20 protein-coding genes and 1 pseudogene are annotated in these 21,432 nt (G+C 69.9%); 10 read left to right on the top strand and 11 right to left on the bottom strand.

All coding sequences use genetic code 11. The features are described from left to right. Positions 1 to 131: 131 nt before the first annotated feature. The 3 genes and pseudogenes from F3T56_RS41445 to F3T56_RS41435 all read right to left on the bottom strand — a co-directional run. Positions 132 to 263 (bottom strand): annotated as a pseudogene (locus F3T56_RS41445) (dihydrofolate reductase family protein); the annotation flags it as partial. Between the two features lie 108 nt (positions 264 to 371). Then, positions 372 to 551 (bottom strand): YciI family protein, encoded by a 180-nt coding sequence (locus F3T56_RS41440; protein WP_172639393.1) that lies wholly within the window; start codon positions 549 to 551, stop codon positions 372 to 374. Between the two features lie 53 nt (positions 552 to 604). Continuing rightward, a complete protein-coding gene (locus F3T56_RS41435; protein WP_149830633.1) occupies positions 605 to 1,663 on the bottom strand; it encodes a PucR family transcriptional regulator in 1,059 nt (352 codons plus the stop codon). 239 nt (positions 1,664 to 1,902) lie between these two features. Here F3T56_RS41435 and F3T56_RS41430 point away from each other — a divergent pair, with 239 nt between their 5' ends. From F3T56_RS41430 to F3T56_RS41410, 5 genes are all read left to right on the top strand, one after another. Beyond that, complete coding sequence (locus F3T56_RS41430) at positions 1,903 to 2,142, top strand: hypothetical protein (protein WP_149830632.1); 240 nt, start codon at positions 1,903 to 1,905, stop codon at positions 2,140 to 2,142. A gap of 87 nt (positions 2,143 to 2,229) precedes the next feature. Next, the gene (locus tag F3T56_RS41425) at positions 2,230 to 2,466 is read left to right on the top strand and encodes a hypothetical protein (RefSeq protein WP_149830631.1); all 237 of its coding nucleotides are present in this window, start codon (positions 2,230 to 2,232) and stop codon (positions 2,464 to 2,466) included. A 91-nt stretch (positions 2,467 to 2,557) separates the two neighbouring features. Next, complete coding sequence (locus F3T56_RS41420) at positions 2,558 to 3,073, top strand: hypothetical protein (RefSeq protein WP_149830630.1); 516 nt, start codon at positions 2,558 to 2,560, stop codon at positions 3,071 to 3,073. A 75-nt stretch (positions 3,074 to 3,148) separates the two neighbouring features. Further along, positions 3,149 to 4,675, top strand: coding sequence for a flotillin family protein (locus tag F3T56_RS41415; RefSeq protein ID WP_149830629.1), 1,527 nt, complete (start codon positions 3,149 to 3,151; stop codon positions 4,673 to 4,675). A gap of 85 nt (positions 4,676 to 4,760) precedes the next feature. Continuing rightward, entirely contained in the window at positions 4,761 to 5,189 is a 429-nt protein-coding gene (locus tag F3T56_RS41410; protein ID WP_149830628.1) for a hypothetical protein, read from the top strand. 121 nt (positions 5,190 to 5,310) lie between these two features. On the opposite strand, the gene F3T56_RS41405 is transcribed toward F3T56_RS41410, so the two are convergent. From F3T56_RS41405 to F3T56_RS41385, 5 genes are all read right to left on the bottom strand, one after another. Further along, positions 5,311 to 5,787: a CBS domain-containing protein gene (locus tag F3T56_RS41405; protein ID WP_149830627.1), complete on the bottom strand. Its 477-nt coding sequence runs from the start codon at positions 5,785 to 5,787 to the stop codon at positions 5,311 to 5,313. Between the two features lie 183 nt (positions 5,788 to 5,970). Further along, positions 5,971 to 7,860, bottom strand: coding sequence for an NAD-binding protein (locus F3T56_RS41400; protein ID WP_149830626.1), 1,890 nt, complete (start codon positions 7,858 to 7,860; stop codon positions 5,971 to 5,973). 65 nt (positions 7,861 to 7,925) lie between these two features. Then, positions 7,926 to 9,224, bottom strand: a complete 1,299-nt coding sequence (locus F3T56_RS41395; RefSeq protein ID WP_149830625.1) for an ArsB/NhaD family transporter — start codon at positions 9,222 to 9,224, stop codon at positions 7,926 to 7,928. Positions 9,225 to 9,368: 144 nt separating this feature from the next. Then, positions 9,369 to 10,634, bottom strand: a complete 1,266-nt coding sequence (locus F3T56_RS41390; protein WP_246204386.1) for a cation:proton antiporter — start codon at positions 10,632 to 10,634, stop codon at positions 9,369 to 9,371. Positions 10,635 to 10,843: 209 nt separating this feature from the next. Then, the gene (locus tag F3T56_RS41385) at positions 10,844 to 11,254 is read right to left on the bottom strand and encodes a hypothetical protein (protein WP_149830624.1); all 411 of its coding nucleotides are present in this window, start codon (positions 11,252 to 11,254) and stop codon (positions 10,844 to 10,846) included. Between the two features lie 735 nt (positions 11,255 to 11,989). Between F3T56_RS41385 and F3T56_RS41380 the strand changes: the two genes are divergently transcribed. The 3 genes from F3T56_RS41380 to F3T56_RS41370 all read left to right on the top strand — a co-directional run bounded on the left by F3T56_RS41380 (position 11,990) and on the right by F3T56_RS41370 (position 16,752). Then, the gene (locus tag F3T56_RS41380; protein WP_149830623.1) at positions 11,990 to 13,393 is read left to right on the top strand and encodes a TrkH family potassium uptake protein; all 1,404 of its coding nucleotides are present in this window, start codon (positions 11,990 to 11,992) and stop codon (positions 13,391 to 13,393) included. Further along, positions 13,386 to 14,111 carry a potassium channel family protein gene (locus tag F3T56_RS41375; protein WP_246204380.1) on the top strand — a complete coding sequence of 242 codons (726 nt, stop codon included), beginning with the start codon at positions 13,386 to 13,388 and terminating at the stop codon, positions 14,109 to 14,111. The genes F3T56_RS41380 and F3T56_RS41375 overlap by 8 nt, the downstream gene beginning before the upstream one ends. An 88-nt stretch (positions 14,112 to 14,199) precedes the next feature. Next, on the top strand, positions 14,200 to 16,752 hold the full coding sequence (locus tag F3T56_RS41370) for a sensor histidine kinase (RefSeq protein ID WP_149830622.1): 2,553 nt from the start codon (positions 14,200 to 14,202) through the stop codon (positions 16,750 to 16,752). Between the two features lie 473 nt (positions 16,753 to 17,225). Here the strand turns inward: F3T56_RS41370 and F3T56_RS41365 are convergent, their stop codons facing one another. Continuing rightward, on the bottom strand, positions 17,226 to 17,684 hold the full coding sequence (locus F3T56_RS41365; RefSeq protein ID WP_149830621.1) for an ArsI/CadI family heavy metal resistance metalloenzyme: 459 nt from the start codon (positions 17,682 to 17,684) through the stop codon (positions 17,226 to 17,228). A 246-nt stretch (positions 17,685 to 17,930) separates the two neighbouring features. On the opposite strand from F3T56_RS41365, the gene F3T56_RS41360 reads away from it, so the two are divergent. Then, positions 17,931 to 18,290, top strand: a complete 360-nt coding sequence (locus tag F3T56_RS41360) for an ArsR/SmtB family transcription factor (protein ID WP_149830620.1) — start codon at positions 17,931 to 17,933, stop codon at positions 18,288 to 18,290. Positions 18,291 to 18,312: 22 nt separating this feature from the next. On the opposite strand, the gene F3T56_RS41355 is transcribed toward F3T56_RS41360, so the two are convergent. Then, complete coding sequence (locus F3T56_RS41355) at positions 18,313 to 19,182, bottom strand: DUF6924 domain-containing protein (protein WP_149830619.1); 870 nt, start codon at positions 19,180 to 19,182, stop codon at positions 18,313 to 18,315. A gap of 108 nt (positions 19,183 to 19,290) precedes the next feature. Then, positions 19,291 to 20,310: a NucA/NucB deoxyribonuclease domain-containing protein gene (locus tag F3T56_RS41350; RefSeq protein WP_149830618.1), complete on the bottom strand. Its 1,020-nt coding sequence runs from the start codon at positions 20,308 to 20,310 to the stop codon at positions 19,291 to 19,293. A gap of 261 nt (positions 20,311 to 20,571) precedes the next feature. On the opposite strand from F3T56_RS41350, the gene F3T56_RS41345 reads away from it, so the two are divergent. Beyond that, on the top strand, positions 20,572 to 21,432 hold an 861-nt coding region (locus tag F3T56_RS41345), incomplete at its 3' end, for a LysR family transcriptional regulator (RefSeq protein WP_149830617.1).

Here is a 21,432-nt window from a genome sequence, read left to right as displayed (position 1 = left end):
GCCGGACTCGACCAGATCCAGGACCTTGAGGCGGAACTCGGGAGGACAACCACGGGGCATGACAGCCTCCGGGTGCTGCTGGACGGTCAATTCTTCAGCAACCCGGCTCCATCAGACCCGGGGCACATCAATTCGGCGATGAGGTGCCGGACGTAGTCGTCCGTGGGGGTCCAGAAGCCTCCCGGCCCCGTGGGGTCGCCGCCGTCCGGTCCGGCGATGAAGCCGTCGAGGGTGGAGGCGATGTAGTACACGAGCTTGCGCATACGGGGATTCCTTTGATTCCTTCGTGGATCGGTCGTGGCGGTGGTCGTGGTGGTGGACGTCGTGCCGGGCGTGCGGGTTGCCTTCCCGGCACCGCCCCGGCTTGGCTCCTACTCGGCCGTCCAGAGGGGGCGTACCTCGAAGGTCTCCGGGGTCGGCCACGTTTTGGCGATGTCCACGGCGGCATCCCGGTCGGCGACCTCGACGAGGACGTAGCCGCCCAGCGTCTCCTCGCCGTCCGAGAAGGGGCCCTCGGTCGCCTTGGGGATGCCGTCATCCTCCCGGCGCACCGTGACGGGAGGGACGGATTCGGACGGAGGACGTCGGCGGCCGCGTACTGGTGTCAGAGGTCCTTGGTGGGCCAGTCCAGCAGGCGGGCGCCGATGACGGCGGTCTGGAGCATGTAGCGGTGGGCGGGGTCGGCGGGGTTGGCGCCGGTGAGTTGGCGGATGCGTTCCAGGCGGTAGGTCAGGGCGCGCACGCTGAGTGAGAGGCGGCGGGCGGCCTCGGCGGCTGTGCAGCCGGAGTCGAAGTAGGCGGTCAAGGTGTCCAGCAGGGGCTGGGCGCCGCCGCGTGCTGTGGTGAGTGGGCCGAGGGAGCTTCGGACGAGGTCGGCCATGGCCTGGCGGTCGCGAGTCAGGACCGGGTAGACGAGCAGGTCGGCGGCGCGCAGGACCGGATCGTCGAGGGCGAGGCGGTCGGCCAGTTCGAGGGTGTTCAGGGCTTCTTCGTACGACTGTACGACCCCGCCGGGCCCCGGCTGGGCGCGGCCGATGGCGACCCGGCCGCCGTCGGTGGCGGCGTGTGCCTGCTTGGCGAAGTAGGTGAGCACCTCGTCCTGGTGGCCGGGCGCGATGCACAGCAGGCGGCCGTCCTTGGTGGTGAGCAGGATGCTGCGGTCGCCGAAGCGGGAGATGAGCGCGCGCTCCACCCGCCGGGGCACGGGTGCGCCCTCCTCGTAGGAGATCCGGCCCTGTGCCACGGCGACCGCGTGGGCGTGGGAGAGGCGCAGGCCGAAGCGTTCGGCGCGTTCGGCCAGGCGACCGAGGTCGCTGCGGCCGTAGAGGAGGTCGTCGATGAACTCCCGGCGAGCTGCCTCCTCCTGGCGTACGGCGAGGTGCTGGGCCTGTTCGTAGCCCTCGGCGAAGGCGTCGATGACCTGCTGTACGGCGGCGAGCGTGCTGTCGGCCGAGGCGGGTGCGTGGGGCCAGACCGCCCGGGCGGCGGAGAGGTGGGCGTTGACGAGGGCGCGCAGTCCGAAGCCGGCGTCCGCGGCCTGTTCTCCCAGGGCCCGCCGGGACGCTGTCTCGTCCCGGGTGAGGCGCCGGCCGGTCGCCGAGACCTCGGCCAGGATGTGGGCGTAGCCGTCGAGATACTGCTCGGGAATCTCCCGGTCCGTCACGTCGTCCCCCGCATTCTTGACGCGCCGGTGACGGGTTCTTGGCGACCGACCGGCATGCAGACCCTAAAGAACACTGCCGGGATACGGCAATGCGCGGGCGGGGTGGGGGCGTGCAGCATGACGTGTGGGGAGCACGGCGGATGGCTCCGGTGCCGGACACCGGCAGGTGTCCGGCATCAGAGCCGGTAGGGGAGCCATGCGTCATTGACGCGTGCTCTGCAGGGGAGAGGGGCTGAGACGTGCGGGCGTTGTTGGAGGCCGCGACGGGTCTGCCCACGATCCTGTTCACCACTGCCCTCGTCGTGGTCGTGTGTTTCTGGTTGCTCGTCGCGGTGGGCGTCGCCGAGGTGGACAGCTTCGACCCGACCGGTCCGGCGCCCGTCCCGCCCGTCCTCCGCGACGAGGCCGACGAGCCCCTCCGGCGCGTGCCGTGCCCCGCATCCGAGGGCCCGCTCCGGACGCGTGACCGCGCCGCCTGAGCCGTCCGTCATCGGCCTGCTCGCCCCACCGCTGTTGAGTCGGTTGTCACGCGCGCGCTGGCATGCCGCCGGTCGAAAGGAACAGTGATGGTGTATTTCGTGATGCCCGGCGTGGCCATTCTGATCATTGCCGCCAGTACGGCCGTGCTCATCCGCCGAGACCGGCGACGTATGGAAGTCGACATCGATACGCCGCGGATCGAATCGGCCGCAACGCGAGGAATCCGCGACCCGCGACACCGCACCCGGGCTTCGGACGCCATCAGCCGCAGGCGGACAGAGTGCGGCTCCGACTGTGAAGAGCGCGGCATTGAACCCGCGTAAAGATTGCCGGAACAAGGCAATGTGTGGGGCCGCGTTGGCGTGTGAGTATGCGTTCCACGACGGGGGAGCGCAAGGAGAGGCGGTGAGGCGGATGGCCTGGTTTCTCGGTCTCGGCATCGCGGGGGTCGTCCTCCTTGCGCTGTCGCTCGTCTTCGACGGTGTGCTCGAGGGGCTGTTCGATGGCGTCGGCGTGCTGGACGGCTTGTTCGACGGGATGCTGTCGCTTCCGGTCATCGCCGGTTTCGTGTCCATGTTCGGGTTCTCCGGCGCGATCGTCGTGGGGGGCATCGGGCTGGGGCCGGTGGGGGCCACCGCGGTCGGCGTTCCGGCCGGTGTGGTCACGGGCTGGCTCACGTATCGCCTCAGCCGCGCGTTGATGAACGACCCGTCCGGTGCGGCTCCGCGTGACGACGATCTGATCGGGGCGTCGGGTTCGGTGGTCACCGCGATCCCCGCGGGCGGCTATGGCGAGGTGCTGGTGCGGTTGGCCGGGCAGCCCGTGAAGCTCGCGGCGAAGAGCCCGGTCCCCATGGCCCGCGGCGCCGAGGTCTGGGTGGACCAGGCGCTGTCCCATACGGCGGTGTCCGTGCGCCCGGTCGAGCGCTGAGCCTTCCGGTTCCGGCTCCTGGTCTCTCTTTCGTTCCTTTCTGTTCCTTTTCCTGTGTGATTCGGGGGCATTGTCATGAGTCTCGTCGTTGTCGCGGTCGTGGGAGTCGTCGTACTCCTCGTGCTGATCGCGTTGGTCGTCATGAGCCGCTACAAGGTGGCCGGGCCGAGCGAGGCGTTCATCGTCACCGGTCGGCGGGGCAAGAGGTCCACCGACCCGGAGACGGGCCGGGTGTTCACCGACAACAGCGGCCAGAAGGTCGTGGTCGGCGGCGGGGTGTTCGTCGTGCCGTTCGTGCAGCAGAAGTTCACTCTCGATCTGTCCTCGCGGCACATCCCGGTCGCGGTGCGCGGTGCGGTCACCCTGCGTGGGGTGAAGGCCAACCTGGACGGTGTCGCGATCGTGAAGGTCGGCGGCACCGAGGACTCCATCCGTGCCGCCGCGCAGCGGTTTTTGATGCAGCAGGACGGCATCGTCGGCTTCACGCAGGAGGTGCTCTCCGGCGCGCTGCGCGCCATCGTCGGCCGGATGTCGGTGGAGGACATCATCCGCGACCGGGCCGCGTTCGCCGGGCAGGTCGCCGAGGAGGCGGAGGCGAGCCTGTCGGGGCAGGGTCTGGTGCTGGACGCGTTCCAGATCCAGGACATCACCACCGAGGGCTCCTACCTGGAGGACCTGGGCCGGCCCGAGGCGGCCCGGGCCAAGCAGGACGCCGACATCGCCGAGGCCGTCGCCCGGCGGGCGGCCGAGCAGGCCCGGCTGAAGGCGGAGGAGGAGATCGCGGTCGCGCAGCGGACCTTCTACCTCAAGCAGGCGGAGATCAAGGCCGAGACCGACGAGGCCGCGGCTCGCGCGGCGGCGGCCGGACCGCTGGCCGAGGCGGCCCGGCAGCAGGACATCCTCGCCGAGCAGGAGAAGGTCGCCGAGCGGCAGGCCGCGCTGACCGACCGTCAGCTCGACACCCAGGTCCGTAAGCCGGCGGATGCCCAGCGGTACGCCTCCGAGCAGGAGGCGGAGGCCAAGCGGGTGGCCCGGGTCAAGCAGGCCGAGGCGGAGAAGTCGGCGGGCATCGCGGCCGCGCAGGCGGAGGCCGAGCGGGCGCGGCTGACCGGTGAGGGTGAGAAGCAGCGGCGCTCCGCGCTGGCCGAGGCGGAGGCTGTCGAGGGTCTGAAGCAGGGTGAGGCCGAGCGGTCCCGGCGTGCGGCGATCGCGGAGGCCGTACGCCTGGAGGGTGAGGCGGACGCGGCGGCGATCGGTGCGAAGGGTGCGGCCGAGGCCGAGGCGATGCGGAAGAAGGCCGATGCCTTCGCGCAGTACGGTGACGCGGCTGTGCTGCAGATGCTGGTCGAGGTGCTGCCGCAGGTCGTCGCCAAGGCGTCCGAGCCGCTGAGCGCCGTGGACAAGATGACGGTCATCTCCACGGACGGTGCGAGCCAGTTGTCGCGCACGGTCGCCGACAACGTCGCGCAGGGCGTCGAACTCCTCAGCTCCACCACCGGAGTCGACCTCGCCGAGCTGCTGAAGGGGATCACCCGGCGGGACGGCGGGGCCGGGGAGCAGCCGTCGGCCGAGCTCAACGGGAAGGTGGAGATCACCGGCTGACCCATTGTCCGGCCGAGCGAGAGCACCGGGCGGGCCCGGGCAGCCACCAAGCTGCCCGGGCCCGTCAACGAGAAGGGGGGAGAGCATGCGGCGGAACGAGGACGAGATCCTGGCCGAGGAAATGGCGGCTCTGGCGACTCCTGTCGGAGTTCGTGGCGGACTGATCCGGCTCGTGGCCAAGCTGATGAAGAAGAACGTCCACGAGATCGACCTGGTTCTCCCCTTGGCGTTCGAAGACGCCGTCGAGCACGTCGTCGAAGTGCTCGGACGAGAAGGACGAACAGTGGATCCCCAGCCTGTTCAACCTGGCGGAGACCAGCACACGGTCCGTGTCGTCGCCGGCGGTGGGGCCGGCGGCATGAACCCTGTCCTTGTCACGGCCTCGGTGACGAAGGGCAGGGAGACCGGCTCCAGCTCGGAGGTCAGGCTGCGTGCGGCGGCCAAGGAGGGGCTGATCAAACAGCGGGTCGGCGAGCGGACCGCTGCCCGTCTTGCGGCGTTGTTGGCCGAGTAGACGAGTAGAGCCGGGCGGTTCGAGTGCCCGTCCCTGGCTGGAGAGCTTGGGGCGGCGCGTCGACGCTGAGGCGTTCCCCGGGGGCCTGCGGTCCTCCGGCCTGGAGCAGCCTGCTTGTCGGTCACCCCGTGCTGACCGCCCCCGCCGCGCCGAGGAGTTCATGCAGGAGATGCGAGGCGGTGATCACGCCGAGCAGATGCGTTCCGGCCTTGTCCTTCTCCGCGACGGCCACCAGCGGGCTGCGCACCTCTGCCATGAGCGCGGCCACCTCCAGCGCGGTGTCGTCGGGGTCGGCGATCGGCGGTGGGGCCGCCTTGCTGGACAGGCAGTCTCCGACGCTGCGGCCTGCCAGAGCCTGGCACAGGCGGTCGGCGTGTTTCTCGTCGACGACGGCGGCGAGTGTGGGGTCCTCGACCACGTAGGCGGGGACCAGCAACTTGACCATCTGGGAGGCCGGCAGGATCGCCTTCGGTTCGCCGCGCTCATCGAGCACCAACAGGCCCGGAAGCTTGTGCTCCGCCATGAGCCGGGCCGCCCCCATCGCGTCGCTGTCGACGCTCACCGTTTCGTATGCAACCGCCAGGTCACGAGCACGCACGGCGGGCTCCTCATCTGCTGGAGTTCTGCTGTAACAGCACCTCTTCTCAGCGTCGTACACCCGCGGGGTATGAGGCCAGGTCATTGACGCGAAACATACGCGGCGCCTCTCACCAGGGGGACACCGGAGGTGTGCTGCCGGTGCTCAAGCCGGCAGCGGGCGCGTGCCCGGCAAAGCCTTCGGCTACGCGTCGGTGGGCCGTGCCCGGAGCTGTGGTCGTCGACCGAGGAGTTCCGCCAACCCCTGGCGGGTCGCCGCGAGGACCACCCGGTCCTGGGGCCGCAGGACGTACCCCGGGTGGAGGTCCCAGACGAGGCCGGCGGGGCGGTCGGTGTCGTCGTGGGCCGGCGTGGCGGCGAGGTCGGGGAGGCGCTGGTCCGGTTCGGCGGTGTCCAGGGCGATGACGCGCCAGCCGCCGGGCCGGAACGACTCGGCGATCGTGCGCCCCTCCAGCTGTGGGTGTCCGGCGACCTTGAGGGCGGCGAAGAGCAGGACGCGGCGTTCGACCGGGATGGCGCCCAGGATCTGGCGGCCCATCATGGCTCCGGCGAAGGCGGGGGCGGCGAGGGTGGAGACGCTGCGGCTACGGGTGAGGGCCCGGGGGTGGGCGGCGCGCAGGGTGCGGTAGACGGCGGTGGCGAAGTCGTCGTCGTACAGGCGCAGCGCCACCCGGAGGTCGGGCCTGAGGGAGCGGGCGTACAGGGCCGCTTCCAGGTTGGTGGTGTCGTTGCTGGTGAGGGCCAGCAGGGCATGTGCGCGGTGGATCCCGGCGGCTTCGAGAACGCCTTCCTGGGTGACATCGCCGAGGACGGTGGGCACGCGCAGGCGGCGGGCGAGCGGGATGCCGCGTGCCTCGGGGTCCTCCTCCACGCACACCACGGGGATGCCGAGTTCCTTCAGCCGGGACAGTACGCGGGTGCCGATCTTGCCGAGGCCGAGGAGGACGACGTGGCCGGACAGGCCGCGGGGCGGGCGGCGCAGCGCTGAGGCGGTGCGGAAGGTGCCCAGTGCCTCCAGGACGGCGGCGAGCAGCACGGGCATGAGCAGCAGTCCGGCCAGGCCGGACAGGAGCTGCAGTACCTGGCGGGCGGTGGGTTCGCCGAGGGCCGGGTCGCCGATGGCGAAGAGGTCGAGCAGGGTGAGGTAGGCGGCGTGGAGTGGGTGGTCGTCGGTGGTCAGCCAGGTCGCGACAGCCAGTCCCAGTACGCAGGTCACCAGTCCGGCCAGTGACCAGCGCACTCGGCGCGAGAAGAGCCGGCCCAGCGGCAGTCCTCGCCCCGCGAGGCGGCCCGGTGGGGGAGTGCGCCCGGTATGCGTGATGGTCTCGAGGACCACCGTGCCGCGCCCCGTGGCGGCGGTCACCGTGTCGTGGTCGGGCAGCAGCGTCGGCCCCTCCCGGCCGCTGGCGTCCGAGCCTTCCGCGCCCGCCGGGTCGCTGGTGGTCGAGGAGAGCAGGGCGAGCGTGCACAGGCCCGGGTCGGCCGCCTCACCGGGGCGCGGCGGGGTGCGTTCGACCGCGCGCAGCAGCAGTCCGTCGGCCTGGACGACCTTGCTGGTGCCGGCGACCGCGGTGGCCGCCAGTGCCGGGGCGGCCGTGTCGGCGTCCGACAGGATGGTGGTGGACGTGTCCAGGGCCTCCGGGTCCAGGCCGGGTACGGCGAGGGCGGCGGCCTGGTCGAGGAGTTCCTCCAGGTGCTGGCCGAGCCTGCGGTTGTAGAGCCGGATGACCAGGCGCAGCCGGGGGTTGAGGCGGCGGGCGGCCAGCGCGGCGTGGATGTTGGTCGCGTCGTCGTCGTGCACCAGCGCCAGCGCGGCGGCCTCACGCGTGCCTGCCCCGGCCAGGGCGGCCTCGTCCAGGACGGGAGCCTCGACCACCCGCGGTGCCGCGAGGTCCGCGTCCGTACGGCTCATCGCCGCCTGCAATCGTCCGAGCAGCGTGGCGGCCTGGGGCGCGCGCCCTGCCGGGCCGGCCCCGGGTGCGGGCGGCACGACGAGGGTGACGCGCTCCCGGTACACCGTGGCGAGTTCGCCGGCCAGCCGCTCGGCGAGCGCGTCGTCGCCGCACACGATCATGTGTCCCGGCCGCGGGACCCCTCGTGTGGGCTGGGGGAACAGGACCATGACGTCGGTGACCCCCCTCAGGCCAGGGCGAAGTAGCGCAGCCACACGTACAGGACGGACAGCGCCACGGTGACGACCGTGACGACCAGGCCGTACTTGGTGAACTGCCAGAACGTGATGGGCTGGCGGCTGCGTTCGGCGATGCCGAGGACGACGACGTTGGCGCTGGCGCCGATCGCGGTGGCGTTTCCGCCCAGGTCGGCGCCGATGGCCAGGGCCCACCACATGACGTGGTCGGGTGCGCCGCCCATGTTCTCCACCAGGTCGGCGGTGATCGGGGCCATGGTGGCGACGTAGGGGATGTTGTCCACGATGCCGGACAGCACGGCCGAGGCGGTCACCATCAGCATCGAGCCGCCCAGCTCGTTGTCGCCGATGGCGTCGGCGAGGGAGGTGGAGATCTCGCCGATGACACCGGTCTCGATCAGGCCGCCGATCATGATGAACAGCCCGGCGAAGAAGGCGAGCGTGGGCCACTCGACCTCCTTCAGCACGTCGCCGGTCTCCGCGGAGGAGACCGCGATGAGCAGGCCCGCGCCGAGCAGGGCGACGACGCTGGGCTCGTAGTGCAGCACAGGATGGAGCACGAACCCGATGACGACCAGGAGCAGGACGATCAGGCCCTGGATCAGCAGGCGGGGGTCGCGGATGGCCTCGCGTTCCTCCAGGGCCATGACCTCCTCGGCGCGCGCCTCGTCGTAGACGAAGGACTTGCGGAACAGGAACCGGCACAGGGCGACGAGCACCACGACGAGGATCGCGGACAGCGGGGCGAGGTGGATCAGGAAGTCGTTGAAGGTCAGGCCGGCGCGGCTGGCGATGATGATGTTGGGCGGGTCGCCGACCAGGGTCGCGGTGCCGCCGATGTTGGAGGCCATCACCTCCGCGATCAGGAACGGCGCCGCGGGCAGCGCCAGCCGCTCGCACACCAGCAGGGTCACCGGGGCGATCAGCAGGACGGTGGTGACGTTGTCGAGGAGCGCCGAGGCGACCGCGGTGATCACGATGAGCATGACCATCACGCGGAAAGGTCTGGCCCGCGCCCGCTTCACCGCCCAGATGGCCAGGTACTCGAACATGCCGGTCTTCTTGAGCACGCCGACGATCATCATCATGCCCATCAGCAGGAAGATGACGTTCCAGTCGACCCCGCTGTGCTCGGAGAAGAACGCCGACTTGTCGTCGGTGGCGCCGATCGCCAGCATCAGCGCGGCGCCGCCGAGCGCCGCGCCCACGCGGTGGATCTTCTCGCTGATGACCAGGCCGTACGTGGCCACGAAGACGGCGATCGCCGCCCAGCTCTGCCAGCCGTTCACGATCCTCCGATGAGTTGTTCCATCAGGCGGCCGGCCGTCATGGCGCCTGCCGACCGGGCCTGGTCGCCGTCGCTTTCAACGACGGCGACCAAAGAACTGTGCGTTCGCGCCATGAGGGCCGCGATGTGATAAGGCTCGGCTAGTTCACGGGCCGACACGGCCGGCCTCCTCGGTGCGGGCCTCGTCGGTGCGGGCCTCCTCGGTCTTACGGGATGCCTCGTCGTCGCCGGGTACGCCGACGAGGTCCTCGACGTGGAAGAGGCGGGCGATCGGCACGTCGGTCGAGCTGTGCGCGACGATCGAGAAGGCGATGCACACGGCGATGAGCGTGAACGCCTCCTCGCCCTGCGGGATCCCGGCCTGCAGCACCAGCAGCCCGTACACCACCGAGGCGAAGCCCTTCGGCCCGAACCAGGCGGCGACCAGCTTCTCCTGCCGGGTGAACCGGGTGCCGATCAGCGACAGCAGCAGCGAGGCCGGCCGGATCAGCACGATGGCGAGGACGACTGCGACGTACCCGCCGATGGACAGGTCACCGAAAAGCTTCGGGGTCAGCAGCGCGCCGAACACCAGCAGTGCCGCGAACTTGGCCAGCTCCGCCAGCGCCTCGCCGAGCGGCTCGAACGCCTCCTTCGCCTCCAGCGAGCGCGCGGTGAGCACCGCGCCCGCGGAGAACGCGGCGAGGTAGGGGTTGGCGTGCGTGAGGTGGCACAGCGCGTACAGGATCACGCCGATGGCCAGCGGCAGCAGTGGTTGCAGCTTGGGCTCGGCGCCCAGCAGCCGGAACCGTACGAGCTCGATCACCACGAACGGGATGACGATGCCGAAGACCAGGCCGAGGACCAGCTCCAGCGCGATCTTCCCGAGGTCGGCCTCGGCGTGACCGGAGGTCGGCCCGGCCGCGGCGATCAGGATGAGCACCACCGGCAGGGCGAGCCCGTCGTTGATGCCGCTCTCCACGTTCAGCAACTGCCGCAACTTGGAAGGGACTTCCTTACGCCCGACGATCGCGGAGGCGAACACCGGGTCCGTGGGCGCGAGCACGGCGCCGACGAGGAAGGACGTCGTCCAGTCCAGGCCCACCACGAAGTGCGTGACCAGCGCCATCCCGACGAAGGCCAGCGGCATGCCGAGCCCGAGCGCGCGGGCCGGGTTGCGCCAGTTCTCGCGCAGTTTCGGGAAGGAGACGTGCATGCCGTCGGTGAACAGCACCGCGAACAGCGCCAGATCGGCCGTGACGGACACGATCTCGCTGTCCGGCGTGATGTGGATCAGACCGAGGAAGCCGTCGCTGACGAGCGCGCCGCCGACGAGGAAGAGGAAGGAGGTGGACAGTACGGTCCGTGCCGCCAGGCCGGACAACAGCACCGCTATCAACAGTGCGACGCCGAACACCACCACGAGCACCATGGCCCAGCCCCCGATCGGAGAGAGAGTGATCCCTTGCTCGCCGACCAGGCTTCCCGGCACACCGGGGGGAACCTTACCTGTTCTTGATGCGTCTTTTATAGATCGCCAACGGGCACTGCGGAGGGGTATTCGTTGCCGGGTTCCGGCAATTTTCGAGGTGAGGTGCGGACACTGACCGTCAGGTGCAGAGGAGGGATGCCTCTGCCGCCTCACTCGGGTCCGTGGACGGGTGTGACGCGTCGATGCGCCCCCATCGCGTTCACGATCCGTGCGATGAGCGTGCCGAGGAGTGCGGCAGTCAGCAGGAGCAGGACGCGGGCGATGTCGGGGTGGCCCTGCCAGGCGAGTTCGCCGTGCGGTGCGACGGCGTAGGCGTTGAGGAACAGCCAGCACACGAGGGCGATGCCGGGGGCGGCGCGGAAGTGTGCGGGCAGGCCGAGCAGAGCGGCGAACGCGCACAGCGCGCCGAGGGCGACGGCGGAACTCGACAGCCCTCCGACGGCTCCCAGTACGGCCACCAGAAGGAGCGAGCCGACGAAGGCCGCCGCCCACACGAAGGGCGTCGCCAGCGGCTCGGGCACGGGCCGGACGGCAGCGCGCCACGGGCGCCACTCCACCATGACCGATCCTCCTGGGCCTTGTGCGTTCAGCGGATGCTACTTCCTCCACGGCAACGGGACGCTGGTCACCATGACGCCGGGCATGAACAGCAGGCGGGTCTTGAGGCGCAGGGCGCTCTGGTTGTGCGGGAGCTGTTCCCACACGCGTAGGCGCCGCCGCCGGGACAGGCGTGGCAGGTCTGCCGGAGGAGGTGATCACCACCACCAGCAGCACGACGATCGCGGCGGCGACGGACCAGGCGAGGTGCAGCAGCGCGATGCCGCCGAAGGCGAGGATGAGCAGGATCTCCTCGGTGGCGTACGCCACCGAGGACAGCGGATCGCCGCAGAACACCGGGATGGCCAGTCGCTTCGGCAGCAGGGTCTCGCCGAGCCGGGTGGTCCGCAGGGACGCCCGACGAGCAGGCGCTTGGGCAGGGACCTCACATCTGGCGATGCTAGGTGCGCGGGAAGCCCTCATGGCCATGCCGCACGCCGGAAGGGGGCCAAGGGGACGTAAAGGATCCCGGTCGTGGGTGGTGCTGCCCCGGGGTCAGCCCTGTTAGGCCTTGCGCCGGTTGTCGACCTGGCGTCGCCGGGCGTCCCGGGAGCGTCCACGAGGGCGACGACCCGCTCGGCTGCACCGGCGGCAGCCCCGCTCTGGGGCTCGGTTAGTGTGTGGCGCCGGGATCTTGGCGCGGACCTGACGGATCCTTGACGATGTCTTGGCGAGGTGACGACAGGCGAGAGGGCCGGATGTTGGCGGGACGTGCGGTGCGGGCGGCAAGGTCGGCCCGCGCGACGCGGGGGTGGCAGTCGCTGTTCATGGCGCACCCGGCGCGCACCGTGGTGATGGCCTTCGGTGCGGTGATCCTGCTGGGCACCGCCCTGCTCATGCTGCCTGCTGCCAGTGAGGACGGCTCGTCCGCGGACTTCGTGACGGCGCTGTTCACCTCCACCTCGGCGGTCTGCGTGACCGGGCTGGTGGTGGTCGACACCGGAACCTACTGGAGCGGCTTCGGCGAGGGCGTGATCCTGGTCCTGTTCCAGATCGGCGGCTTCGGGATCATGACGATGGCCTCGCTGCTGGGGCTGCTGATCTCGGGCAAGCTGCGGCTGCGGATGCAGCTGACCGCACAGGCGGAGACCAAAAGCCTCGGCATCGGCGACGTCCGCAGGGTCCTGCTGGGCGTGGCGGGCTGCACGCTGATGGTCGAGCTGGCGGTGGGCGCCGTGCTCGCACTCCGGCTGCGCTTCGGCTACGGCGAGTCCATCTGGGACGCCTGGTACCTCGGGTTCTTCCACGCCGTCTCCGCGTTCAACAACGCCGGATTCGGACTGCACGCCGACAGCCTGACCAAGTACGCCCAAGACCCATGGGTGACCCTGCCGATCGCGGTCGCGGTGATCCTGGGCGGCATCGGCTTCCCCGTACTGCTGGAGCTGCTGCGCCACCACCGACGGCAGCGACTCACCGGTCGCCGGGGCTGGTCGTTGCACTTCCGCCTCACCGTGGCCACCACCGCCGTCCTGCTCGCCCTCGGGACCGTACTGACCTGCGCCCTGGAGTGGGCCAACGACGACACGCTCGGATCCTTCGACTGGCACGAGAAGATCCTCGCCGGGTTCTTCCACTCCGCCATGTCCCGCACCGCCGGGTTCAACAGCGTCGACATCGGCGCGATGACCGACGCCACCCTGCTGATGACCTGCATGCTCATGTTCGTCGGTGGCGGGAGCGCGGGCACCGCGGGCGGCATCAAGGTGTCCACCTTCGCCGTACTGGGCGCTGCCATGCTGGCCGAATTCCGTGGCGAGCCGCACTCTGGTGTCATGGGCCGCAAGCTGGCCCCGCACGTGCTGCGCCAGGCGCTGACGGTCGCCCTGGCCGGCGTGGGCTTCGTGATGACCGCGACCCTCGCTCTGCTGGTCGTCGTGGACAAACCCTTCGAGGAGGTGCTCTTCGAGGCCGTGTCCGCCTTCGGCACAGTAGGGCTGTCGACCGGCATCACCGCGGACCTGCCGACCTCTGGCCGACTGATCGTCATCCTGCTCATGTTCGTCGGCCGGCTCGGCCCGGTCACCCTCGTCTCCGCGCTCGCGCTCCGCGAGCGGACCCGCCGTTATGAGCTACCCGAGGAGCGACCCGTCATTGGTTAACTACCTGCACTCCGTGCGCCGCCGCCGGACCAAGCAGCTGACCGCCCACCACGCCTCCGACCAGCACGGGGACCAGCGGGTGGCCGTCATCGGCCTGGGCCGGTTCGGCAGTTCACTCGCCAACGAGCTGATGCGCCGCGGCTGGGACGTCCTGGGCGTCGACACCGACGCCCAGCTCGTTCAGCGTCTGAGCGACGACCTCACGCACGCCGTCGTCGCCGACTGCACCGACCCCGAGACGCTGCGCCAGCTCGGCGTGCACGAGTTCACCAGCGCCGTCGTCGGCATCGGCACCGACATCGAGGCCTCCATCCTGATCGCCGCCAACCTGCTGGAGGCGGAGGTCCCCAACATCTGGGCCAAGGCCATCAGCCGCCAGCACGGTCAGATCCTGGAGCGGCTCGGCGTGCACCATGTGGTGCTGCCCGAACACGACATGGGCGAGCGCGTCGCCCACCTGGTGACCGGGCGCATGCTCGACTTCATCGAGTTCGACGACGACTACGCGCTGGTGAAGACCGTCGCGCCGGAGGTCGCCACCGGTATGCCGCTGGGCGAGAGCCAAGTCCGTTCCAAGTACGGGATCACCGTCGTCGGCATCAAGCGCCCCGGCGAGGGCTTCACCTACGCGACCGCCGAGACCGTCATAGCCAAGGGCGACGTCATCATCGTCACCGGCAAGACCCAGGCGGTGGAGGCCTTCGCGGAACTCGACTGAGCCGAAGCAAGGCCATGCGTGGGAGCCGTGACCTCCGCCTCGCCCCCACCGAGTGGCACCTCCACCGCTTCGAGGAGCAGCGACGACGATGGGACGCGGCAAGCTCAGGATCTACCTCGGTGCGGCACCAGGGGTGGGCAAGACGTACGCGATGCTGTCCGAGGCGCACCGGCGCGTCGAGCGCGGTACCGACTGCGTCGTCGCCTTCGTCGAGCACCACAACCGCCCGCGCACTGAGGTGATGCTGCACGGCCTGGAGCAGGTGCCGCGCCGCGAGATCGAGTACCGGGACACCACGTTCACCGAGATGGACGTGGACGCCGCGCTGGCCCGCAAACCGCAGGTGGCCCTGGTGGACGAGATGGCGCACACGAACGTGCCCGGCTCACGCAACACCAAGCGGTGGCAGGACGTCGAGGAACTGCTGGCCGCGGGCATTGACGTGATCTCGACGGTGAACATCCAGCACCTGGAGTCGCTCGGGGACATCGTCGAGTCCATAACCGGCGTACGGCAGAAGGAGACCGTGCCGGACGAGGTCGTACGCCGGGCCGACCAGATCGAGCTGGTCGACATGTCACCGGAGGCCCTGCGCCGCCGTATGGCGCACGGCAACATCTACAAACCGGACAAGGTCGACGCGGCGCTCTCCAACTACTTCCGGCCCGGCAACCTGACCGCCCTGCGGGAGATGGCGCTGTTGTGGGTGGCCGACCGGGTCGACGCCTACCTCCAGCAGTACCGCAGCGAGCACCGGGTGTCGAAGATCTGGGGTTCGCGCGAGCGGATCGTCGTCGGCCTGACCGGCGGTCCGGAGGGCCGGACCCTGATACGCCGTGCCACGCGGCTGGCGGAGAAGGGCGCCGGCGGTGAGGTCCTCGCCGTCTACGTCGCCCGCAGCGACGGCCTGACCTCGGCCTCGCCCAAGGAACTGGCCATCCAGCGGACCCTGGTCGAGGACCTGGGCGGCACTTTCCACCACGTCATCGGCGACGACATCCCGACCGCGCTGCTGGACTTCGCCCGTGGGGTCAACGCCACCCAGATCGTGCTCGGCGCCAGCCGCCGCAAGGCCTGGCAGTACATGTTCGGCCCCGGCGTGAGCGCGACGGTCGCCCGCGAGTCGGGCCCCGACCTGGACGTCCACATCGTCACCCACGACGAGGTCGCCAAGGGCCGTGGGCTGCCCATCGCGCGCGGCGCCCGCCTGGGACGCTCGCGCAGGATCTGCGGCTGGCTGGTCGGCGTATTCGGCCCACTCCTGCTCACCTACGTACTCACGCACATCGACACGGGCCCGGACCTCACCAACAACGTGCTGCTCTTCCTGGCACTGACCGTCGGTGCGGCACTGCTCGGCGGCCTGCTGCCGGCCCTCGCCTCGGCGACCGCCGGGTCACTGCTGCTGAACTATTTCTTCACCCCGCCGGTCCACACCTGGATCATCGCGGAACCGGAGGACGTCGTCGCCATCGTCGTCTTCTTCGCTGTCGCGGTGTCCGTGGCGTCGGTCGTGGACCTCGCGGCCCGCCGTACCCACCAGGCCGCCCGGCTGCGTGCCGAGGCGGAGATCCTGTCCTACCTGGCGGGCAGCGTGCTGCGCGGTGAGACCAGTCTGGAGGCGCTCCTCGAGCGCGTCCGTGAGACCTTCGGCATGGACACGGCGGCGCTGCTGGAACGGGAAACCGACGTCGACCCATGGAGGGTCACAGCCGGCGTCGGAGACACCCGCCCACTCCTGCGTCCCGAGGACGCCGACGTCGACATGCCGGTCGGCGAGCACATGTCGCTCGCCCTGTCCGGGCGGGTACTGCCCGCCGAGGACCGCCGCGTCCTGGCCGCGTTCGCCGCGCAGGCCGCCGTGGTCCTGGACCGCCAGCGCCTGCAGGTCCAGGCCGACCAGGCCAAGGAACTGGCCGAGGGCAACCGCATCCGCACCGCCCTGCTGGCCGCCGTCAGCCACGACCTGCGTACGCCGCTGGCCGCCATCAAGGCCGCGGTGTCGTCGTTGCGTTCCGACGACGTGGCGTGGTCCGAGGAGGACCAGGCCGAACTCCTCGAAGGCATCGAGGAAGGCGCGGACCGCCTCGATCACCTGGTGGGCAACCTGCTGGACATGTCCCGCCTGCAGACCGGCACGCTGACGCCGCTGATCCGGGAGATCGACCTGGACGAGGTGGTGCCGATGGCGCTGGGTGGCGTATCGGATCCCGGGGAGAGCGTGGAGCTGGAGATCCCGGAGACGCTGCCCATGGTCGCCGTGGATCCGGGGTTGCTGGAGCGCGCGGTCGCCAATGTCGTGGAGAACGCCGTCAAGTACAGCCCGGCGGGCGAAAAGGTCCTCATCTCCGCCAGCGCGCTCGGCGACCGTGTCGAGGTGCGTGTGGTGGACTGTGGACCCGGTGTGCCCGACGAGGCCAAGGAACGGATCTTCGCGCCGTTCCAGCGGTACGGCGACGCACCGCACGGCGCCGGAGTCGGGCTCGGCCTCGCGGTCGCCCGCGGCTTCACCGAGGCCCTGGGTGGCACCCTCAACGCCGAGGACACACCCGGCGGCGGCCTCACCATGGTGCTCACGCTCCAGGCAGCACCCGGCGGGCCGACCGTCCGTCCCGATCTGTCGGCCACGACCATGACGTAGCCGTACGAGAGGCAGCAGACGGACCTGCTCGACGACGGGCTGCTCGCGGCGTCACGACTGGTCGTTCTCACCGAGGCCCGAGACCTTGAAGACAGCAGTGCGGTCTCTTCGTCGATCCGCTGGGACAGCTGCCGTAGGGCGGAATGCCCGCGCCGCAACGTCCCGCGTTCCAGTGACGTACGGGCCCCGCGTCGAACAGATGCCACAGCGCGGGGTCGGCCGTCCCCGCTCGGAGATGATCACGCGCCACGCTCGGCCTGTCGCCTGTCGCCTGTCGCCTGTCGCCTGTCGCCTGTCGGCCAGATTCCTGGAGCCGACCGAGCTGTACGTGGAGCCCGACCCGCCGGGCATGATCACCATCGGCGGCCATCTCGCCGACCGCGGCTCTCGGGCGGCACGCTCCTGCCGGATACCCCCGCCGGGTAAGGGTCCATCGGCCCATGTCCCGTGGCCCCTTCGGCCCATGACGGTCGTCAGCAGCAGCCACCCACGGTGGCCGGTTCCTTGCTGTCGGTGTCGGCCGGGCTGCCGCAGCAGGCGCTGTCCTGCTGCCTGGCCAGTGTGTCGGCGTCGGCCTTGACCACATAGACCTCCCACGGTTCCTGGCCGGGGCCATGGACCCAGACCTTGTCCTGGAGGGCGTAACAGCAGGTGGTGTCGCTCTCCTCGGTCGTGGCCAGGCCGGCCCCGCTGAGGCGGGAGGTGGCGGCGTGGACGGCCTCGCTGCTGTCGACCTCGACGCCGAGGTGGTCCAGGCGGGTGTCCTCGCCCGGCGCGCCTTCGGTCAGGACGAGCTTCAGCGGGGGCTCTGCGATGGCGAAGTTGGCATAGCCATCGCGGAGTTTGGCAGGCTCGGTGCCGAACAGCTTGGTGTAGAAGGTGATCGCTGCCGGCAGATCGGGAACGCGCAGCGCGAGCTGTAGCCGGGGCATGGGAAATCCTCCTGCCATCAGTGGGCCTGCGGTGCGGGGGGCGTGCAGCAATCGCCCGCGCCGCGTCAGGGACACCCCCTCGGATTCGATGTCTGTCGATACCCTCAGCATGGACCCGAGATAGACAGTCGTCAACATAGAAGCTCATCAAATCAATCGCCAGATGGCTGCGACGTTCAAGACCCTGCCCGACCCGGTGCGCCTCCGGCCGTTCACATCGACAGCAAGCGGTGTCAATATAGACACATGTCAAAGCTTCAGGAGATGGTGGCTGCGCCCCCGGCCGAGCCGTGCTGCCCCGCTCTGACGGAGCGGGAGCTGACAATGGAGGAGGCCGAGGTCACCGCGGTCATGTTCAAGGCGCTCGGCGACCCGGTCCGACTGCGCCTGTTCTCCAAGGTGGCCTCCCACCCGGACAACGAAGCCTGCGTCTGCGACATCGCCGATGTGGGCGTCTCCCAGCCGACCGTCTCCCACCACCTCAAGAAGCTCAAGGAAGCCGGGCTGCTGGTCTCCGAACGGCGGGGGACCTGGGTCTACTACCGGGTCGATCCAGGGGTGCTCGCCGCGATGGGCAAGCTGCTGACCGTACCGGCCGCGGCCTGAGCCGAGCCGAGGACGCCCGCCATCAGTAGTGCTCTCCCCGGTAGACGCCGTCGGTGTCGACACCAGAGCCCCACTCACCGAAGCTCGTGTTCGCCAGTTCCATGTTGACGACGAAGGAACCGGCCGCCGCGAGGGTGATCCTGAACTGGGCGTCGTCATCGTCGGGCAGGTTGTCGACGGCCAGCAGCGGGAGCTCCGTGGAGGCCAGTGCCCGTTCGTCGGCGATGAGGACGAGAGTGCTGTCGGGCCAGTCCTCGTCGTCGCGCCCGATCCGTGCCTGGATCCGAGCCGGCGTGAAGCCCGCGTAGGCGGGGTTGTCGATGACGGTGAGCGAGTCGTAGTGCTCGGAGCCTTCTTCGAGGGTCCGGAGCAGGCGTGCCCACGCGTCCGGCTGCTCGAAGGACGTCCGCACCAGGAGCGGACCGGCGGCCTCCTCGATCGTGACGGAGGGCGGCTCGGGCTCGGCGCCCGTACGTTCGCCGGGGATGACCTGGATGAGGAAGCGGGGCCTCTTGTCGTCCGACGACCGGTCGCTGGCGTGGACGCGGATCAGGTAGGGGCCGACTCCCGCGGTGGCGAGATTCTCCTTGCGCAGAGGCTCGTATCCGCTGTCGCACAGGGCGAGGAAGCCGGTCGTGGAGAGCACGGTGATCTCTTCGACCTCGTCCCAGCCGCTCTCCGCTCCCGGGTCGTCCCCGGCGTAGAGGGTGATGATGGGGTTCTCCAGGGCGCTTCCGGCGTCGATGTGCAGCCAGTCCTTCTCGGCCGCCAGGAACCCGCGTCCGCGCGGCGGCTTGCCGGCGTCGGGGTCCATGACGGCCAGGTCGCCCCACTCCTTCAACTTGAGCGGCCGGGTGCGGCCGTCAAGGAGCGGCCAGTTGGAGCGATGCATGGAGAACCCCCATCGTGCTTGCTGTGCCCGCCGGTTACGTCTCGGAAGGGTAGACGGGCACGGTGGCAGGCGCGTTGCGTGCCTTACTTGATACGGACGTAGTAGGCGTCACTTGATACGGACGTAGTAGGCGTCGCCGTTGAGGACGCGCTGGGCCTTGTAGAAGCCGCCGAGGCGGGCGCCGGCGCTGCGGTTGTCACTGGCGGAGATGATGCGGGTGCTGCCGCGGGCCGGGTTGCCGCCCTCCTTGCTGGCGGCGAACGGGTACTCGTCGCAGTCGTACTTCTTGGGGTCGGGGTTGTGCACCTTCGCGCACATGGCCCGGCGGTTGGCGTTGATGGTCTTCTCGCTGGTGATGCGGTGCAGCGGGGTGGAGGCGCCCGGGTGACCGGAGATCTTGCGCTGGGCGTCGAGGATGTGGTTGGCGGACTGCTTCACCTTCGCGTCGCTGCGAGAGAGGGTGAAGACCGGGGAGGCGCCCGGGAAGACGCAGCCGGGGTTCTTGGTGCGCTTCTTGGGGCCCCAGAACGTGTCGTCGCAGCGGTACTTGGCGGACTTGTAGGTGAAGCTGCCCATCGTGTAGCCGGGCTTGGTGAAGGTGAACCGGTAGGAGGCCGGGCCGGCGAGCTGCTTCTTCTTCGCGACCCTGGCGGCGTAGCCGACGGTTCCCTTGTGGGCCGGGCCGAGAGTGGACCCCTGCTTGAACTTGACGGCGGTCTTGACGCCCTTGCCGCCGCCGACGGAAACGTTCATGCGGATGCCGCCGGCGTTGACGAGCTTGGCCTTGCCGACGGTGAAGCTCTCCGCCCACTTCAGCTTGTTGGTCTTCAGCGTCATGGAGTGCTTGATGTCGAAGCTGGCGGAGCCGACCGGCTTGCCGTTCCTGCGCACGTCGACACGGGCGTCGACATGCAGGCACATGCTGGTCCGGGTGACGGTGATGGTGTTGATCTTGCAGCTCGCGGCGGCGGCCGTGTCGGCGTAGACGGTCTTGACCGTCGGGGCCTGGGCGACGGTGATGGCGTACGTCGCCGGTGCGGCCTGCGCGGTCGCGGCGCTGACGCCGGTGAGGAGGAGCGTGCCGAGAGCGGTACCTATGACGGCTTTCCCGGGCGCGCTGTTGCGCATGGCTGTGTGTCCCCTCGTTGGTGAAAGGACGGCGCCGCGTCGAGGCTGCCGCCCTGTGCGGGGAGCAAGTTATGCGCTTCAACTGCCATGTATCTATTGACTGTTGGGGCACTGCCCGTTGGGACAGGTCGGGTTACGGTCAGCAGCGGTGACAGTAAGGACGCGACGGTGGAGAAGCCGTGAACAGGCAGCCCGATCCGGTCTGTCGGCGTGCTTGATCATGCCGCGGTGACAGCGTGTGCCGGAATTTACGGAGACCCGATGGAACGACGCCAGCTGGAATATTTCATCGCCGTGGTCGAGCACGGCGGATTCACAGCCGCGGCCATTGCACTCCATGTCGCCCAGCCCTCGCTGTCCCATGCGATCCGCACCCTGGAGCGCGAATTCGGCGGAAGGCTGTTTCACCGTCTCCCGCACGGCGTCGCACTCACCGCGGCGGGCGAGGCGCTGGTCCAGCCGGCGCGGCAGGTCCTGCGCGATCTGTCCACGGCCCGTTCCCTGGTCAGTGGAGTCCCCGGGCTCAGCGGCGGCCGGCTCGACATCGTGTCCCAGACGACGCTTTCGGTCGATCCGCTCGCCGGCATGCTGGGGCGCTTCCATCACGCGTATCCCAAGGTCTCCGTGCGCGTGGTCGACCCGGAGCAGGGCCCGGCCGTGGCGCACATGGTCGCGGCCGGTCAGTGCGAACTCGGCCTGGTCGACGCCTCGGTGCCCACGGCGGAGCTCCGCGGTATCGACCTGCCGGAGCAGGAGATGCACATCGTGCTGCCCCCGGATCACCCGCATCCGCCGGGCGACACCATCGCCTCGCGTGAACTGGCCGCGCTGGACCTGATCGTGACCCCACCGGGCACCGAAACCCGGGCGGCGGTGGACGACGTGTGCACCGTGCTGGGCGTCGCGCCGCGGATCGTGGTGGAGACCGCGCACCGCGCGATGATCGTGCCGCTGATCCTCTCCGGCGTCGGCGCCTCGCTGCTGCCCGCCTCCACTCCGGCCGGCGGCAGGAGCACTTCCGGGGGAGGGGAACGGCAGTTCTTGCATCGAATGTGTGACCTTCACCGGTGGTGGTCGTTGGGTGTGGTGAGGGGTTTTGGCAGCAGTCGGGGTGGGGGTGAC

It is taken from the genome of Streptomyces tailanensis, from assembly GCF_008386495.1.
GTDB lineage: Bacteria > Actinomycetota > Actinomycetes > Streptomycetales > Streptomycetaceae > Streptomyces > Streptomyces tailanensis.
The sequence above is the reverse complement of the archived record's forward strand: the minus strand, read 5'-3'. Positions and strand labels throughout refer to the sequence as shown.

Excerpts from the sequence above, each read along its gene's own strand:
- F3T56_RS41420 (WP_149830630.1), top strand. The coding sequence starts at position 2,558 with ATGGCCTGGTTTCTCGGTCTCGGCATCGCGGGGGTCGTCCTCCTTGCG.
- F3T56_RS41385 (WP_149830624.1), bottom strand. The coding sequence starts at position 11,254 with ATGGTGGAGTGGCGCCCGTGGCGCGCTGCCGTCCGGCCCGTGCCCGAG.
- F3T56_RS41415 (WP_149830629.1), top strand. The coding sequence starts at position 3,149 with ATGAGTCTCGTCGTTGTCGCGGTCGTGGGAGTCGTCGTACTCCTCGTG.
- F3T56_RS41370 (WP_149830622.1), top strand. The coding sequence starts at position 14,200 with ATGGGACGCGGCAAGCTCAGGATCTACCTCGGTGCGGCACCAGGGGTG.
- F3T56_RS41355 (WP_149830619.1), bottom strand. The coding sequence starts at position 19,182 with ATGCATCGCTCCAACTGGCCGCTCCTTGACGGCCGCACCCGGCCGCTC.
- F3T56_RS41365 (WP_149830621.1), bottom strand. The coding sequence starts at position 17,684 with ATGCCCCGGCTACAGCTCGCGCTGCGCGTTCCCGATCTGCCGGCAGCG.
- F3T56_RS41425 (WP_149830631.1), top strand. The coding sequence starts at position 2,230 with ATGGTGTATTTCGTGATGCCCGGCGTGGCCATTCTGATCATTGCCGCC.
- F3T56_RS41400 (WP_149830626.1), bottom strand. The coding sequence starts at position 7,860 with ATGATCGTGTGCGGCGACGACGCGCTCGCCGAGCGGCTGGCCGGCGAA.
- F3T56_RS41360 (WP_149830620.1), top strand. The coding sequence starts at position 17,931 with ATGTCAAAGCTTCAGGAGATGGTGGCTGCGCCCCCGGCCGAGCCGTGC.
- F3T56_RS41410 (WP_149830628.1), top strand. The coding sequence starts at position 4,761 with ATGCGGCGGAACGAGGACGAGATCCTGGCCGAGGAAATGGCGGCTCTG.
- F3T56_RS41380 (WP_149830623.1), top strand. The coding sequence starts at position 11,990 with ATGTTGGCGGGACGTGCGGTGCGGGCGGCAAGGTCGGCCCGCGCGACG.
- F3T56_RS41390 (WP_246204386.1), bottom strand. The coding sequence starts at position 10,634 with ATGGTGCTCGTGGTGGTGTTCGGCGTCGCACTGTTGATAGCGGTGCTG.
- F3T56_RS41350 (WP_149830618.1), bottom strand. The coding sequence starts at position 20,310 with ATGCGCAACAGCGCGCCCGGGAAAGCCGTCATAGGTACCGCTCTCGGC.